At 70.0% G+C, this 1,006-nt stretch carries 2 protein-coding genes; both read right to left on the minus strand.

Going from position 1 to position 1,006, the window contains the following annotated elements:
* On the minus strand, nt 1-343 hold a 343-nt coding region (locus ABFX50_RS50665; RefSeq protein ID WP_346158474.1), incomplete at its 3' end, for a beta-ketoacyl synthase N-terminal-like domain-containing protein.
* A 4-nt stretch (nt 344-347) separates the two neighbouring features.
* Nucleotides 348-1,006: phosphopantetheine-binding protein (locus ABFX50_RS50670; protein ID WP_346158476.1), on the minus strand; the 659-nt coding region annotated here is incomplete at its 5' end.

Below are 1,006 nucleotides of genomic sequence, written 5' to 3' on the forward strand. Positions count from 1 at the left end.
CGAACTCCCCCGCGTCATGCACGAACCCGCCGTGCCGCACATACGACTTGCCCGACGCCTCCGGATCAGGATCGAACAACCCCTCCAGATCCCACCCGCGATCGGCGGGGAACCCACTGATCGCGTCGCTGCCCGACGCCACCAGATCCCACAACTCCTCAGGACCCGTCACCCCGCCGGGGAAACGGCAGGCCATCCCGACGATCGCCACCGGCTCGTGCCTGCGGCCCTCCTCCTCGGCGAGGCGCTGGCGGGTCTCCGCCAGTTCGACGGTCGCACGCTTGAGGTAGGCGCGGAGCTTGTCCTCGGTTCCCATCGGTCGGGCCTTTCCTGTCGCGGTCATGGCGTCACAGTTCGTTGTCGATGAGGGCGAAGATCTCCTCGTCGGAGGCGGAGTCGATCTTGTCCACCATCGTGTCGGGACGGCCTGTGCCGTCCGGTGCGGCGCCGAATCTGGCCAGGCCGCTCTGCAGCACGGCGACGAGCTTGCTGCGGATGGCCTCGCCGTCGTCCTTGGCGCCGGTGAGCATGGATCCCACGCGTTCGAGCGCGCCGCGCAGTGTCTCCTCGGGAGACGGCGGCGCCGGTGCGAGGGTGCTGAACAGGAACTCGGCGAGTGAGCTGATCGTGGGGTGGTCGAAGACGAGGGTGGGCGGCAGGCGCAGGCCGGTGTCGGCGTTGAGCCGGTTGCGCAGTTCGACAGCGGTGAGGGAGTCGAAGCCGAGCTGGTTGAAGGCGCGGTCCACGCTGACCTTGTCGGGACTGCCGTGGGCGAGGACGGCGGCGACGTGGCCGCGGACTCTGTCGGTGAGCAGCCGCAGCGCCTCGTCCCTGGTGAGGGCGGCGAGGCGGATCATCAGTTCGGCCACGCCCCCGGAGTTCGCGGTGCGTCGGGGTGCGCGGACGAGTCCGCGGAGCATGACAGGCAGCTCGCCCGCCTCTGCTCTGGCGCGCAGCCCCGCCATGTCCCACCGCGCGGCCACCACCAACGGATCAGGACTCGACA

The organism is Nonomuraea recticatena (assembly GCF_039533245.1).
Taxonomy (GTDB): Bacteria; Actinomycetota; Actinomycetes; order Streptosporangiales; family Streptosporangiaceae; genus Nonomuraea; species Nonomuraea roseola.